General features: G+C 43.7%; 13 protein-coding genes. 1 reads left to right on the top strand and 12 read right to left on the bottom strand.

Annotated elements, in window-relative coordinates:
- Positions 1–5: 5 nt before the first annotated feature.
- The 12 genes from BT127_RS03455 to BT127_RS03400 form a co-directional block, all read right to left on the bottom strand.
- Positions 6–1,208: a saccharopine dehydrogenase family protein gene (locus tag BT127_RS03455; RefSeq protein ID WP_075423641.1), complete on the bottom strand. Its 1,203-nt coding sequence runs from the start codon at positions 1,206–1,208 to the stop codon at positions 6–8.
- Positions 1,209–1,297: 89 nt separating this feature from the next.
- Positions 1,298–1,738 (bottom strand): DUF3592 domain-containing protein, encoded by a 441-nt coding sequence (locus BT127_RS03450; protein ID WP_075423640.1) that lies wholly within the window; start codon positions 1,736–1,738, stop codon positions 1,298–1,300.
- 32 nt (positions 1,739–1,770) lie between these two features.
- Positions 1,771–2,583 carry a hypothetical protein gene (locus BT127_RS03445; protein WP_075423639.1) on the bottom strand — a complete coding sequence of 271 codons (813 nt, stop codon included), beginning with the start codon at positions 2,581–2,583 and terminating at the stop codon, positions 1,771–1,773.
- 24 nt (positions 2,584–2,607) lie between these two features.
- Entirely contained in the window at positions 2,608–3,255 is a 648-nt protein-coding gene (locus tag BT127_RS03440) for a DUF3592 domain-containing protein (protein WP_075423638.1), read from the bottom strand.
- A gap of 12 nt (positions 3,256–3,267) precedes the next feature.
- Positions 3,268–4,119, bottom strand: a complete 852-nt coding sequence (gene speB / locus BT127_RS03435) for an agmatinase (RefSeq protein WP_075423637.1) — start codon at positions 4,117–4,119, stop codon at positions 3,268–3,270.
- Positions 4,109–4,960 carry a polyamine aminopropyltransferase gene (gene speE, locus BT127_RS03430; protein WP_075423636.1) on the bottom strand — a complete coding sequence of 284 codons (852 nt, stop codon included), beginning with the start codon at positions 4,958–4,960 and terminating at the stop codon, positions 4,109–4,111. The genes speB and speE overlap by 11 nt, the downstream gene beginning before the upstream one ends.
- A gap of 19 nt (positions 4,961–4,979) precedes the next feature.
- On the bottom strand, positions 4,980–5,429 hold the full coding sequence (locus tag BT127_RS03425) for a hypothetical protein (RefSeq protein WP_075423635.1): 450 nt from the start codon (positions 5,427–5,429) through the stop codon (positions 4,980–4,982).
- A 52-nt stretch (positions 5,430–5,481) separates the two neighbouring features.
- Entirely contained in the window at positions 5,482–5,700 is a 219-nt protein-coding gene (locus BT127_RS03420) for a hypothetical protein (RefSeq protein WP_075423634.1), read from the bottom strand.
- A 22-nt stretch (positions 5,701–5,722) separates the two neighbouring features.
- Positions 5,723–7,168: an aminotransferase class I/II-fold pyridoxal phosphate-dependent enzyme gene (locus BT127_RS03415; RefSeq protein ID WP_139275387.1), complete on the bottom strand. Its 1,446-nt coding sequence runs from the start codon at positions 7,166–7,168 to the stop codon at positions 5,723–5,725.
- Positions 7,149–7,931, bottom strand: coding sequence for an adenosylmethionine decarboxylase (gene speD, locus BT127_RS03410; RefSeq protein WP_075423632.1), 783 nt, complete (start codon positions 7,929–7,931; stop codon positions 7,149–7,151). The genes BT127_RS03415 and speD overlap by 20 nt, the downstream gene beginning before the upstream one ends.
- Positions 7,932–8,390: 459 nt before the next feature.
- Positions 8,391–9,935 (bottom strand): hypothetical protein, encoded by a 1,545-nt coding sequence (locus BT127_RS03405; RefSeq protein ID WP_075423631.1) that lies wholly within the window; start codon positions 9,933–9,935, stop codon positions 8,391–8,393.
- Positions 9,928–10,560 carry an RNA polymerase sigma factor gene (locus tag BT127_RS03400; RefSeq protein WP_075423630.1) on the bottom strand — a complete coding sequence of 211 codons (633 nt, stop codon included), beginning with the start codon at positions 10,558–10,560 and terminating at the stop codon, positions 9,928–9,930. Before BT127_RS03400 ends, BT127_RS03405 begins: the two co-directional genes overlap by 8 nt.
- A 357-nt stretch (positions 10,561–10,917) precedes the next feature.
- On the opposite strand from BT127_RS03400, the gene BT127_RS03395 reads away from it, so the two are divergent.
- Positions 10,918–13,929, top strand: a complete 3,012-nt coding sequence (locus tag BT127_RS03395) for a heavy metal translocating P-type ATPase (protein ID WP_075423629.1) — start codon at positions 10,918–10,920, stop codon at positions 13,927–13,929.
- Positions 13,930–14,091 lie beyond the last annotated feature (162 nt).

The following is a 14,091-nucleotide window of genomic DNA, read 5'->3' as shown; positions in this document are numbered from 1 at the left end:
TTTTATCAGTCAACGAGTACAGGATCGAAGTCCTCTTCCCAGGGAAGTCCCCACTTGTTAAGAGCATCCATGAACGGATCGGGATCGAATTCCTCGATATTGTAAACGCCTGCTTTTTTCCATGTGCCAGTCATTATCATCATAGCGCCGATCATAGCAGGTACTCCTGTAGTGTAGGAAATAGCCTGTGAGCCGACTTCCTTGTAGCACTCCTGATGATCGCAGATGTTGTAGAGGTAGTAGTTCTTATCCTTGCCGTCCTTTTTGCCGCGGAAGATACAGCCGATGTTTGTCTTGCCGACTGTTCTCGGACCAAGTGAAGCAGGATCGGGGAGTACAGCCTTAAGGAACTGAAGCGGTACTATTTCCTTGCCCTCATACATGATAGGCTCGATAGATGTCATACCAACATTTTCGAGACACTTAAGGTGAGTGAGGTAGCTCTGACCGAATGTCATGAAGAAACGTATGCGCTTGATGCCCTTGATATTGAGAGCAAGTGATTCAAGTTCCTCGTGGTGGAGAAGGTACATGTCCTTTTCGCCGACACCCTTGAAGTTATAAACGCGCTTTATCTCCATTGGTTCAGTCTCAACCCATTTGCCGTCCTCGATGTAGCTTCCCTTAGCGGAGACTTCACGGATATTTATCTCAGGGTTGAAGTTTGTAGCGAAAGGATAACCGTGATCGCCGCCGTTGCAGTCGAGGATATCGATGTAGTTTATCTCATCGAACTGGTGCTTAATTGCATAAGCGGAGAACACACCTGTAACACCGGGATCAAAGCCGCTTCCCAGTAGAGCAGTAATGCCAGCCTTCTCGAACTTCTCACGGTAAGCCCACTGCCATTTGTACTCGAACTTAGCAGTATCAAGAGGCTCATAGTTTGCAGTATCAACATAGTGAGTCTTTGTAGCAAGACAAGCGTCCATTATAGTGAGGTCCTGGTAGGGGAGAGCGAGGTTAAGGACTACATCAGGCTTGTAGCTGTTGATAAGAGCAACAAGCTCGTCCACGTTATCAGCGTTGACCTGAGCGGTCTCGATAACGGTCTTTGTTGTGGGCTGAAGCTTCTCTTTCAGCGCGTCGCACTTGGACTTGGTACGGCTTGCTATCATGATACCCTCGAATACCTCGCTGTTCTGACAGCACTTGTGGATCGCTACGGAAGCAACTCCTCCGCAGCCGATGATCATACATTTTCCCATTTTGATTCCTCCGTATCTGAAAATATTACCTTTAAAGGCTGTAGTTTATTCCGGTAATGCAGTTCATATCGGTGATACAGACTGCTGATTCAACCGGTTATCATTGATTTTATGTATAAAGCAGAAATAAGCAGGCATATTCCGCTGACAGCAAAGAGAACGATCGCAAAAGTCTTTCCTGATGTTTCCTGCGGACAGTAGTAAGTCTGAGGATCGTCAGGGTTTACATAGAATTCTACGTTGTCACCCTCATGTAATTTGAGTTTTGAAGAGTATACTCTGCTCTGAGCTGTGTAATCCTGACCTTCATATGTATAGGAGTATACAGGTGCATATGTATTTCTGTCAGATGAGCTTGAAACTATATCTGTAACGATCGCAGTAGTTTCATATGTACACTCTTTTTTCAGCTTTGTGTCATTTTTCAGGAACAGAAATCCTGCAACGAAAGTAACTATTGCCATTACGATCATAACAGCTGTACTTGCGGGTTTTGATAATGTTGCATTTCCATGTGATTTAGTTATCATAACTGAACTCCTTTATAAAGATAGTATTGATATCAATACAGATGATTATCCATGCGGTATTTGATTACGGCATTTCTTATGAAAACATAGAGTCTGTCGATACCTGTAAACAGTGTAGCGATACCTGTGAAGAACAGGATGATAGAAATGATATATGCGATCCAGTGTATCTTCAGTGCGGACGCTGCGGCGTTTACATCATCGTACTTGGTATATTTATAACCCGAGATGTGCTGTGGTTCAGCGGTAGTGACTATATACTGCGCATACGGATCATAAGAGTTTTTGTTATTGTCATCATTGGGATCTATGGCACCCATTTTTGAGAACATATCTCTCGGATTGTCAGATAAAGTCTCGTCAGCGACATCATTGATGACCTTAAGAGTATTCTTGAACTCAGTCTTGAATGTAACGATACTTGTTACAAAGCAGAAGATAGAAGCGGCTAAATAGAAAGCGAAAGCATATTTTTTAGCCTTGTTGAATAAGGGCTCGTATTTTGCCAGCTTTTTCTTCAGAGTATCGGTCTTTTTAAATTTCTGTTCCGGGACAGGTTCAGTCATTTTTTCTGCGGAAGAGTTCTCGTCCTTTTTCTTTTCGGAAACAGTTTTACTCTTTTTTTCGGAAGAAGGACTGCTTTCAGCATTTTCTTTTTTGTCAGCAGCTTTTTTTACTGTCGGAGTATTATCTGCTGCAGTTTTAGTCTTATCAGCCTTAGCTTCAGAGACCTTGACTTCCGGTTTTTCTGCCTCTGCTTCAATAGTAGCCTTGACTTCTTTTGTGGTATTTTTCTGTTGGTTACTTGGTTTCTGAGAATGTTTTTTCTTTTTGTTTTTTGCCATTTGTATCACCTGAATTATTCAGAATTAGTGTGCTTTAAACTTAATTTTTATCTTTGAATCATCCTCCGGGGTATCAGCGACGTTTATCCTTCCGTTATCGTAGCTGATACTGTTGAGCTTACTCTTTATTTTTTTAAGCTTCAAGTATAAAGAGAGGATAAATGCTGCATACATGATCGGGAAGACCAATAATACGCCATAGAGAGAAATGTTTTTACTCTGCTTCGGATCGTAAAAATGTTCAGGATCGGAAGGATCTATTTTCAGGGCTACCTTTTCGCCAACGTTGTATTTAGGAGTTTGCGAGTAGACACGGCTCTGTACATTATAGGTCTTTCCGTCAAATTCGTAGGTAAAAACAGGCGCATATGACGGATCGCTGCTGAGATCATCCTTGTTCTTTATGTGACTGTCTTCGGGATAAGAGTACTCTGTCAGTGAAGTGACCTCAGCGGTGACATTTTCTGTACAGCCTTTACTGCTTCTTTCGCTCATTGTGGAGTTAAAAAGACTGGAAAGCACTAAATACGGCAGCAGTGAGACTATAAATCCGATAACGATCAGGACAATAAGAACTGCTTTTGCAGTAGGCGAGAGATCAAGAAGTTTCTTGAATTTCTCGTATTTGCCCATTAATGAAGCGACTTTCGGATCGTCGTTATAGTATTCCATGATCTGCCTCCTTTATGACATTGCAAGGAGCATCTCACGGATGATCTTGCAGGCAACGGCAGTAGAAACTCCGCTCTGATCGTATACGGGACTAAGCTCGTTTACATCACATCCTACGATATCAAGTTCACTGCAAACAAGTGTTACAGCTTTGCGCAGCTCGTCAAAGGTAACTCCGCCTGCCTCGGGAGTACCTGTACCGGGGAATACGGACGGATCGAGAACATCAAGGTCGAGGGTGAAGTAGACCTTCTTGCCTTTAAGCTTTTCAACAGTTTCTTCGAGTCCGTCAAAATTGAAGCGGTGCATTTCGGTATGCTCATCTGCAAATACGAACTCATCACGGTCGCCGCTTCTTATTCCGAACTGGAAGATATGGCCGTCACCGACTATCTCGTGGCATCTTCTGAGGACGCAGGCATGAGAGAGCTTCTGACCGAGGTAATCGTCACGGAGATCGGCGTGTGCATCGAAGTGGATGATATAGAGGTCGCTGAACTTGTCGCTTACAGCCTTTACAGAGCCGAGAGTAACAAGGTGTTCGCCGCCTATCATGAATGGTACTTTACCGTCCGAAAGTATCCGGTCCGAGCGGACCGATATGTCATCAATAGTACGTGTAACGCTTCCGAAGGGGAGCTCAAGGTCGCCGCTGTCGAAGTAGGAGTAGTCTACCATATCCTTATCCTGATACGGACTGTAGGTCTCTATGCCGAAGCTGTCATTCCTTATGGCAGAGGGACCGAATCGCGTACCGGGACGGAAGCTTGTAGTGCCGTCAAAGCCTGCACCGAAAAGCACGATCTTAGCGTCATCATAGCTGCTGTCGCAGGCGATAAAGGTCTGTACGTTATTATTCAACATCTCTGAGCATCTCCTCAACGTAATTTGGCAGGGCAAAAGCACCGTCATGCAGGTGCGGATTGTAGTATCTTGTCTGGAGTCCAAGCATGCTCCACTTCATACCGTTATGGTCGCGGACGGGATGGTACTTCTTTGAAGCGAATCCGAAGAGCCAGTGTCCGGAGGGATATGTGGGGATATGAGCCTGATACACTCTGCTTATGGGAAAACTGTCCACTATACGCTTATGGGAGCGCTGCATAGCAGCAGCATCCTCGTCATAGAAGGGGCTTTCATGCTGATTCACCATGATGCCGTCCTCTTTAAGAGCCTTGAAGCAGCTTCCGTAGAACTCCTTGGTGAAGAGTCCCTCTCCGGGACCGAAAGGATCGGTGGAATCGACGATAATAATATCGTATTTATCTTCACAGCGTCTTATGAACTTAACTCCGTCCTCGTAGTAGATGTGAACTCTTTCATCGTTCATACGGCAGGCAGTGGTAGGAAGGTACTTTTTGCTAACCTCTACCACAAGCTCGTCAATTTCAACGAGGTCAATGCTTTCAACGCTGTTATATCGGGTGAGCTCACGGATAACACCGCCGTCACCTGCGCCGATAACGAGTATATTTTTCGGATCGGGATGAACAGCCATCGGAACGTGAGTTATCATTTCATGGTAGATGAACTCATCTTTTTCAGTGAGCATCATATAGCCGTCAAGAGTCAGAAAGCGTCCGAACTCTTTCGATTCAAATATATCTATACGCTGGAACTCACTGTTTCCGCTGTACAGCTGACGGTCAACTTTAATAGAGAATTTTACATTCGGAGTATGGCGTTCTGTGAACCATAATTCCATAGGATAACCTCCTTACGGATCATTTGTGTTTTACAACGAGTCTGATAAAAATGGGAGTGAATATCAGTATAAGAATGAAACCGAGAATAAGGTCGAGAACAAGGGACTTTCCGAAATAGGGGAGAAAGGGGATGTGTCCGCCTTGTTTCTCAGCCATTCTGCAAGCGAAAATAATCATAGAGAGAACGATAACGGGAGTATAGATAAAGTCTGAGATCAGAGCATCAATACATCTTCCGCCCATGCTCTCTTCCGAGAACAGGAATTTATGCCTTAAGTCCGATGATATTTTTCTTACAGGTATAAGCAAACCAATGATGATACTGATTATAAAGCTTATAACGAAACTGATAATAAACCCGGGAAGTGAAAAATGTCCCGACATTATATTTCCGAGCAATGACATAAAGAAGCTCAGAGTACCTCCCATGAGCAGGCTCATTGTGACAGCGATTTTCTTATTATTCATAAAAACTCCTTTGAAAATGATATTTCGATCATTTTGTCAGGTCTGTTTGCGGTCAGATATCTTTATTTTTAGCTTTTTTCGGAGCGAGTTCTTCAGGTTTTGCTACATAACTTCTGACAACACTTCCGCAATCCATGCAAATTATGTGGTAGAGAGTCTGAGATTTTAAAATACGGCAGCTGCTTGTTACCGCACCTTGATATTGCTGTAATCCTTTGGTAAATTCAGTTCCCCCGCAAAAGGGACAATGATCGATAGTGATTTTTTTCAAATTCATCCTTCTTTCTGAAACGTTAAGTCATTATATTCAGATGTTCAAGTTCAAGGTCTTCGGTACCTGTCATCTGGCATCCTTTTTCCTTTGCATACTTTATATACTCGATTATCTCGGGAGTAATCAGCTCACCGGGAGCAAGTATCGGTATACCGGGAGGATAGCACATTACGAACTCTGTGCAGACCTTTCCCGCTGCTTCATCAAGCGGAACGGATACCTTGTCCGCATAGAAAGCCTTTCGGGGAGCCTCGGATACTATGGGAGCTATATACTCGTGTGAGAGCATGTTAGCTTCGGTCTTGCCGAAGCGACGGCGTATCTCAGCCATAGCGCTTATGAGTCTTTCAATGTCGCGTTTTCTGTCGCCGACGGAGATATATGCGAGAATGTTGCCGAGGTCGCCGAACTCTATCTGTATATCGTACTCATCACGGAGCAGGTCATAGACTTCGATACCTGCAAGACCGATCGGCAGAGTGAAAACGCTGAGCTTTGATACATCGAAGTCGAAAACGCTGTCGCCGTTTATAAGTTCACGGGAATAAGCGTAATAACCGCCGATATTGTTGATCTCTTCTCTTGCGTACTCAGCCATTTCAACAGTCTGTGCGAATATCTCACGTCCGCTTAGAGCAAGACGCTTTCTGGAGATGTCAAGACTTGAAAGCAGGAGATAGGATGCGCTTGTAGTCTGAGTAAGGTTGATTACCTGACGCATGTAGTCGGGGTTTATATTCTTTCCCATAAGCAGGAACGAACTCTGGGTAAGGCTTCCGCCTGACTTGTGCATACTTACTGAAGCACAGTCCGCACCTGCCGCCATAGCGGTAACGGGGAAATTCTCGCCGAAATAGAAGTGAGTACCGTGAGCCTCGTCCACAAGGACAAGCATACCGTGAGCGTGAGCAAGTTCTGTTATCCTTCTGAGGTCGGAGCAAATACCGTAGTATGTTGGATTGTTGACCATTACAGCCTTGGCATCGGGGTTTTCACGAATAGCCTTTTCTATCTGCTCGGTAGTCATACCGAGGGCGATGCCGAGCTGTTCATTGACATCGGGATCAACGTAAACAGGTACAGCTCCCGTAAGGATAAGGGCGTTGATAGCACTTCTGTGTACATTTCTCGGCATGATTATCTTATCGCCGCTTTTGCAGGCGTACATTATCATGCTCTGTACAGCCGAGGTAGTACCTCCCACCATGAAGAAAGCGTATGCTGCACCGAAAGCATCGGCAGCGAGTATTTCAGCATCCTTGATAACAGAAACCGGGTGACATAGATTGTCGAGAGGTTTCATGGAGTTAACGTCAACGTTCATGCAGTCCTCGCCGAGAAATTCGGTAAGCTCCATATTGCCTCTGCCGCGTTTATGTCCGGGCACGTCGAAGGGGACAACTCTCATGCGGCGGAATTTCCGCAGAGCCTCGTATATAGGTGCATTAACCTGAGAAAGATCCATTTCCGAACACATTCCTTCCGCTGAATATTTCGATCATTTCCTTCCTGAGAGAGTTGGTTATATCCAGTCTGCTTCTGGGTGGAAGCTCTCTCACGTCGGTATTGAAGAGGTAGTTCTGAAGAACTATCTCCTTGATGAGCATTTTCGTGTGGAACATATTTGCCTGATAGACATTTATATCCACAGCATCGTATTTATCAAGTATCGACTCGTCTATATAGTTCTGGATAGAAGTTATATCGTGGTCGATGAATATTTTTTCGCCGTCAAGGTCACGGGTGAAGCCTCTTACGCGGTAATCCATAGTGATGATATCGGAATCGAAGCTGCCGATGAGGTAATCAAGAGCGGTAAGCGGAGTAATTTTGCCGCAGGTAGCAACGTCTATATCAACACGGAAAGTAGCGATACTTGTATCAGGGTGATACTCGGGATAGGTGTGTACCGTAACATGACTCTTATCGAGATGAGCAACAGTCTCAGAACCGCCTGCAGGTACCATAGTATCATCGGCAATAAGGAAGGTAGCTGAAGCGCCCTGAGGATCGTAATCCTGTCTTGACACGCTGAGGACCTGAGCACCAATCATCTCAGTCAGGTGAGTCATTATATCCGTGATACGTTTCGAGTTATACGCCTCATCAACATAAGCTATATATTCGAGCTGAGCCTTCGGAGTCTTGGCGTAACAGACATCATAGATATTGAAGCTCAGCGATTTGGTAAGATTATTGAATCCATAGAGTTTAAGTTTATTTTCCATAAAACACCTCACAAAAAATGCACATACAGGCTTCATCAACCTATATGTGCATGAATTTAGCTTAAACCGGCAGAATTCATAATGGTTTCAGAGTCTATATAAGCAAGATACTACCCTTTACTACTCTTATTGACCTTTCACAAGCTGATGATAACTTATAAAAATGTATCGACGTCTGGTCGAATCAATAAGGCAACAGAAGTTGCCAGCCGAATTAACGGCGGTCGGCATTTGACCCGGCTGTCCGTATGGCCTTGACTCCTGAAAATGGAGTGGTCAAAAAATCTTGCTCTGAAACAAATAGCTTCTTCTGCAATAATAATAATTTTATCATAAAACGCGAAATTTGTCAAGTGTTTAAAAGTGTTTTTTAGTATGGTGAAATGTATAAAGAAAAGGGCGGAACCAAAGTCCGCCCTTCCTGCATTAACCAATCCAATATTTTACCGGTAGAAGACATTATCTGTCCGATTTTACGTCCTTATCTTCGCTTATCATCTGAAGGATACCATTTGCTTTTTCAAGCAGAGCATTGAGTGTTTCTCTTTCTTCATCTGTGAGCTGACGATTATTGATTATGTTAAGAACATCGATGTAGTAGGAAACATTTGCATTTATTTCTTCATACCAGTGCTGACCACCTGTTTTCGCCTCATTTTCAAGATCATCCAGCCAGCTGAAATAATAATCTTTCAGATAGTACTGAGTACAGATGTAAGGCGCATCAACAGAAAGTTCCAGACCGTCTTCGGAAGAGACCTTTATAATGTTGTCCTCAATTCTGTCCGGAGCAAGAATGATGCAAAGCTCTTCTTCCGGATCGTTGTATGAAGAAAGTGAGAATTTCGGTACGTTGAGCGTGGAAACTATACCCTGCGGTCCGACACCTTTTTTATAGAGTTCGGTGGTAATGGAATCGTATGTCGGAAAAGTGTTTGACGATATATAATTGTGGACAGGGTACAGTGACCACATAGACGGCCTGTCAGGATTTGCTTCTGCTTCGACGATTTTTTCGCTGTTGAACAACGACTCGTTCTCGGAGGGCATTGCCGAATTACCGTCACGATATACCGATGAATTCCAGCTGTTCTGTCTTTTTCCCGTGTCGAAGATACTTCCGTCGGGAGCATATGAGATGATATCATAGAAATAATCGTTCTGAGAACGGTCAACACCGTGTCCGTAGAAAAGAGTTGTTTTGACAGGTATAAGTTTGTTATCCGAACTGAAGTAGTTTGAGAAAGTTGTTTCAGCAAGTGTTATAGCATTGCCTTGCGGATCGCTGAGATTGTTATGATTGTTTTCGCTGCAGTAGTTGTCGAGTATGGTGTATATATCATTGGTATTGTCGTAAAAATCGTTTCCGTCCGCAGGCGTATCATGTACCTTGACCGCAGAATCTGCGATAGCGATGAAGTTTTCCTCCGAGAAGTTATTTCCGACGTACTCTACAGCGTACATCTGTTCGGTCTGTATCCAATCTATTGTTTTTACGAAGATCCTTACCCTGACATCGTCCGTTGAGTTCGCAAGTGAACCGCCTTTCACGGAAGAGAGATCGTTGTTCTCAAATGGACAGCAGTTGAATGGTGTAACAAGCAGATCGTACTTTGAGTAGTATTCGAGTGAAACGTCATAGCTGTAATAGGTGTTGTTTTCTGTTTCGACCTTGAATTCTGCGAGTATACTGCTGTAGGATGATTGAGGCGTAGATATTTCGCACATAAGTCTGTCAATGAGACCTGTTTTGGGGATAAGTGTGATACAAACCACAGCGGCAGCAATTGCTGAAAATGCCTTTATTACCGATATGTGTTTACGTTTTCCTGTGATGTTTTCGAGATCGCTGATAACGAATTCGTCATTTGAATGATACTGTTCGATCTTCGGAAAGGCGCGTGAAGAGATCTTGTCGAAGCAATCCAGAGATGCTGACATTTCATTCATTTTATCCTTTAATTTCTTTTCGATTTTCTGATCTCTGTCAAAGTCATTATTCATTATCAACACCTGCCTTTTCCTGTAGAATTGCTATTGCCTTTTTATATCGTGATTTAACTGTTGATTCGGGACATTTCATTATTCTGGCGATCTCTTTGAAGGTCATTTCGCTGCAGCATTTTAAAATGACCGTTTGTTTCTGTTTATCATTAAGATGTTTGAGCATCTGATTGATGAATATGCTGTCCTCGACTGTCTTATCAGCCTCGCCGTAGCTTTGAATGAAGTAATCACTGTCTTCACGTTTGAACTTACGGCGCATTTCGAGAGCAACATTGCGGGCTATACGATGAATGAAACCCTTGCCGTCACCTCTTTTGGGATCGAACTTTTTTACCTGAGAAAGCCTTACGAAGGTCTCTATTACGCAGTCCTCCGCCAGTTGATAATCGGAAGTAATTGCAAACGCCAGAGCAAAAACGCTGTTCTTGAACATATTGTAAAGAGTTGAGAGACTTTCCTTTGATCTGGTACAGGAAATGATGAGATCGTTCACTGATACATCGTTTGTTTCAGATACTTTGTTAGTTTCATCTGAAGCGTATAATTGTTTTTCCTGTTTTTTGATATATAGGTTTAAAATGGCGTTGTCACCTCCGACTAACTGATTGTGGTCAGACAACATTTTGGTTCACTCCCTTTTCGGCAAGGTAATACCTGCAAGTATTTTTGACGGTTGGACCGTCAGTTTTGAAAGCTTTCATATACAAGTGTAATCAGAGGGCAAAAAAGACGAAAAAACTGAAAAAAATTTTGTAAGTGCTTTCTAACAGCTTAAAAACAGGCTGAATTCGGACTTTTTTAGCAGTATTGTAAGTAAACCTTAGTTAACAAAGGTATCTGACTGACAGTTTATTTTGTCCTATTATAGCATGAAATTAATTTTATTTCAAGAAATATTCGGAAATGAGTTGACAAATGGGGCAGAATGTGATATATTAACATATGAACAATCGTTCATATTTAAGAAAGGGTTGATCATGTGGAAAAAAGATACGAGATCAGGAATCTCTGCTGTGCTAACTGCGGCAGTAAGATAGAAGCAGCAATAAACAAGCTTGAAGAAGTCGAGTCCGCTGTTCTTAATTTTCCGATGAAGAAGATCATTATAAATGGTGAACATTCAGAAACACTGCTTGAAAAAATCAACAAGATAGCAAGATCGATCGAGCCTGATTCTGTTATTGTTCCTATAGAAGATAAGCGTCATCATCACCACCACCATGACGAGGAGTGCGGATGCGGAGAACATGAGCATCATCACCACCATGACGAGGAGTGCGGATGTGAGGAACACGAGCATCACCACCACCACCATGACGAAGAGTGCGGATGCGAAGAACACGAGCATCATCACCATCACCATGATGAAGAGTGCGGATGTGAGGAACACGAGCATCATCACCACCATGATGAAGAGTGCGGATGTGAGGAACACGAGCATCACCACCACCACCATGATGAAGAGTGCGGATGTGAGGAACACGAGCATCACCACCACCACCATGATGAGAAGTGCGGATGTGAGGGACACGAACATCATCACCACCACGATGAAGAGTGCGGATGTGAGGAACACGAACATCACCACCACCATGATGAAGAATGCGGATGCGGTGAACACGAGCATCATCATCACCATCACGGCGCTGCTGAGAAAACAGTTAAGTATACAATAAATAATCTGGACTGCGCTCATTGTGGTGCAAAGATAGAAGAAGCACTCAATCACCTGGACGGTATTGAATCCGCTCAGCTTAACTTCCCGATGAAGACAATAACTCTTCACGGTGTAATTACTGATGATACACTTCGCATAATCAACGAAAAGGCAAACGAGATAGAACCGGGAGTCGAGATAATTCATCTCAAGACCGGCAAGGGCAAGCGCTTTGTTATCAATAATATGGACTGTGCTCACTGCGGCGCAAAGATCGAAGAGGCTCTTAATCACCTGGACGGCATCGATTCTGCTCAGCTTAACTTCCCAATGAAGATCATGACTATATGCGGAAATATTGACGATCACATGATAGAACTCATCAACAAGGCCGTAAATGACATCGAACCGGGAGTTGAAATAGTTCCTGAGACAACATCATCCGAGAGTGTAAGCAGATCGGTTGAAGCTGAGGAAAGCGGTCTTAAAAAGGAAATAGTTCCTGTTATAATAGGAGTAGTTCTTTTTGCTGCAGCAGTTATTTTAAGCAAGACTACATCTTTAAAGCTGTTGTATATCATTCTCTTTGTAGCGGCATATCTTGTACTTGGTAAGGGCGTTCTTATACAGACCTGGAAAAACATCAAGGTAAAGAACTTCTTTGATGAAAACTTCCTTATGACTGTGGCTACTATCGGAGCTTTTGCACTTGGAGAATACTCGGAAGCAGTCGGCGTAATGCTGTTCTTTAAAATAGGTGAGCTTTTTGAGGAGTATGCAGTTTCCAAGAGCCGAAAGGCTATAACCGATATTGCAGAACTCAGAGTTGATGAAGCAGATGTACTGCAAAACGGTGAATTTGTACGTATCCATTCAGACGATATAGAGATAGGGGACATCCTGAGGATAAAGGCAGGAGAGAGAATAGCTGTTGACGGCGTAGTTGAGTCGGGCGATTCACGAATAGACACTTCAGCAGTTAACGGCGAGCCCGTACCTGTTGCAGTTCATAAGGGTGATCAAGTTATGTCGGGCTGCATAAATCAGGCGGATACATTTACTCTGAGAGCTACAGCAGCTGCCGAAGATTCAATGATAGCGAAGATAGCAAGAGCTGTCGAGGACGCTTCAGCATCAAAGCCGAAGGTCGACAGGTTCATAACACGTTTTTCAAAGGTGTATACACCGATAGTTATAGCAGTTGCTGTTTTAACAGCAGTTTTAGGCTCAGTGATAACACACGATCCTGCAAAATGGATATACTCGGCACTTACTTTCCTGGTAATCAGCTGTCCCTGTGCGCTGGTACTCAGTGTTCCGCTGGCATACTTCTCTGGTATCGGAGCAGCTTCAAAGCTTGGTATCCTGTTCAAGGGCGGAAGTGCAGTTGAGTCACTTGGAAAGGTAAAGACTATCGCATTCGATAAGACAGGTACTCTCACAAACGGCAGTTTTGAAGTTACAAGCTGTGATACATTCGGAGGAATGAACAGCGAGGAGCTTCTCAGGATATGTGGAAGCTGTGAGCAGTCCTCAACTCATCCTGTGGCTGAAAGCATTGTATCAGCGTGCAGAAAGAAGGATATGAAGCTCAGCGAACCTGAAAAGGTAACTGAATTCGCAGGCAGGGGAGTCGGAGCAGTTCTGGAGGGAAGAAACATTCTCTGCGGCAACGAAAGACTGATGAAGGAAAACGGTATAGCTTTACCTGACAGCGGAAATATTTCGGGAAGCGTAGTATATGTTGCCTGCAACGGAAATATCGAAGGCAGGATAGTGGTTTCGGACTCTGTAAAGTCCACATCAGCAGAAGCGGTTTCTCAGTTGAATTCAATGGGACTCAGTACAGTTATGCTGACAGGTGACAAGACGGCAAATGCTGAAGTTATTGCAAATGAGCTTGGAATCGGCACAGTTAATGGCGACCTTATGCCTGACGGAAAGCTTGCAGAGATAGGCAGGATACGTCAGGAGAGCGGTGCAGTAATGTTTGTTGGTGACGGAATCAATGATGGTCCCGTACTGGCAGGAGCTGATGTAGGCGGCGCTATGCAGACAGGTGCGGACCTTGCACTTGAAGCCGCTGACGTAGTGTTCATGAGTTCAGAGCCTGAGTCAGTTGTTAAAGCAAAGCGTATATCCGATAAGACACTGAGGATATCCTACGAAAACATTATTTTCGCACTTGTGATAAAAGCGGCAGTTCTTGTTCTCGGACTTCTCGGCCACCCGAATATGTGGCTTGCAGTATTTGCCGATTCGGGAACAGCGATGCTTCTAATACTGAATTCGATCCGTGCCCTTAGCACAAAGCAGTACTCCAAAACTGCATAACAGCAAATAAAAAGCGGTACTCATGGAAGTTATTCCACGGGTACCGCGTATTTTATATCATAAAAGCGAAGCGTTATGATATAATTGTCCGATATGCAGGGAGCAGATCAGAGATCTGCGTATCTGCAAGGACATTCAGATAAATATATAATGAATGCTTTT

The organism is Ruminococcus sp. XPD3002, assembly GCA_900119535.1.
Lineage (GTDB): Bacteria > Bacillota > Clostridia > Oscillospirales > Ruminococcaceae > Ruminococcus > Ruminococcus flavefaciens_H.
The sequence above is the reverse complement of the archived record's forward strand: the minus strand, read 5'-3'. Positions and strand labels throughout refer to the sequence as shown.

Excerpts from the sequence above, each read along its gene's own strand:
- speD (WP_075423632.1), bottom strand. The coding sequence starts at position 7,931 with ATGGAAAATAAACTTAAACTCTATGGATTCAATAATCTTACCAAATCG.
- speE (WP_075423636.1), bottom strand. The coding sequence starts at position 4,960 with ATGGAATTATGGTTCACAGAACGCCATACTCCGAATGTAAAATTCTCT.
- BT127_RS03455 (WP_075423641.1), bottom strand. The coding sequence starts at position 1,208 with ATGGGAAAATGTATGATCATCGGCTGCGGAGGAGTTGCTTCCGTAGCG.
- BT127_RS03425 (WP_075423635.1), bottom strand. The coding sequence starts at position 5,429 with ATGAATAATAAGAAAATCGCTGTCACAATGAGCCTGCTCATGGGAGGT.
- BT127_RS03440 (WP_075423638.1), bottom strand. The coding sequence starts at position 3,255 with ATGGAATACTATAACGACGATCCGAAAGTCGCTTCATTAATGGGCAAA.
- BT127_RS03415 (WP_139275387.1), bottom strand. The coding sequence starts at position 7,168 with ATGGATCTTTCTCAGGTTAATGCACCTATATACGAGGCTCTGCGGAAA.
- BT127_RS03450 (WP_075423640.1), bottom strand. The coding sequence starts at position 1,738 with ATGATAACTAAATCACATGGAAATGCAACATTATCAAAACCCGCAAGT.
- BT127_RS03405 (WP_075423631.1), bottom strand. The coding sequence starts at position 9,935 with ATGAATAATGACTTTGACAGAGATCAGAAAATCGAAAAGAAATTAAAG.
- BT127_RS03445 (WP_075423639.1), bottom strand. The coding sequence starts at position 2,583 with ATGGCAAAAAACAAAAAGAAAAAACATTCTCAGAAACCAAGTAACCAA.
- speB (WP_075423637.1), bottom strand. The coding sequence starts at position 4,119 with ATGTTGAATAATAACGTACAGACCTTTATCGCCTGCGACAGCAGCTAT.
- BT127_RS03400 (WP_075423630.1), bottom strand. The coding sequence starts at position 10,560 with ATGTTGTCTGACCACAATCAGTTAGTCGGAGGTGACAACGCCATTTTA.